Genomic DNA, 730 nt, shown 5'->3' with positions numbered 1-730 from the left:
CTATCACAAAGGTAGTCGTCGTGGTCGTAGCGCTCCGTTGAATATGGTTATTACTGAAACAGGTGCCGCAAAAGCTGTTTCAAAGGCACTTCCAAAGATGGAAGGTCGTTTGACGGGTAATGCGATTCGTGTTCCAACTCCGAATGTCTCAATGGCTATTCTAAATCTGAATATCGAAAAAGCTACATCTGTTGAAGATGTGAATGCTTATTTGCGTAATATTTCCCTGCATTCTGATTTGGCTAAGCAGATTGATTATCTGACTTCAGATGAAGTTGTTTCAACTGACTTTGTTGGTTCACGTCGTGCTGGTATTGTAGATTCGAATGCAACTATCGTAAGCGGTAAGCGTTTGGTTCTTTATGTTTGGTACGATAACGAGTTTGGTTATAGTGCGCAGGTTGTGCGTATTGCCAACCAAATGGCTGGCATAGAATATCCCGTCTTCCCTAAGAGCTAGAGTCTAATATTTCCTTCAGGCGCTAACTGTTCAGTTGGCGCCTTTATTTTCTTTCTTGTATAAGCTGACTTTTACTACTTTACTTATCTTGTCTACCTAGTTGGTAGTATCTAGTGCTCCTATATTTGTACGCTAAAACGCTAGGGTTGATTTTTTAAGCAGGTTGGCACTTTAAATGGGTAGAATATAAGTAAATTTTGGTGCGTAGTGTAGCAATATGTTAAATGGCTCACTATAATTGTCCACGATTTTAGGTTCGCCGCAATCGAG

General features: G+C 40.4%; 1 pseudogene. It reads left to right on the top strand.

The window, feature by feature from the left end:
* Positions 1-460: pseudogene (locus A3763_RS03425) on the top strand (glyceraldehyde-3-phosphate dehydrogenase); the annotation flags it as partial.
* Positions 461-730: the final 270 nt, after the last annotated feature.

This window comes from Oleiphilus sp. HI0128 (assembly GCF_001635365.1).
The sequence above is the reverse complement of the archived record's forward strand: the minus strand, read 5'-3'. Positions and strand labels throughout refer to the sequence as shown.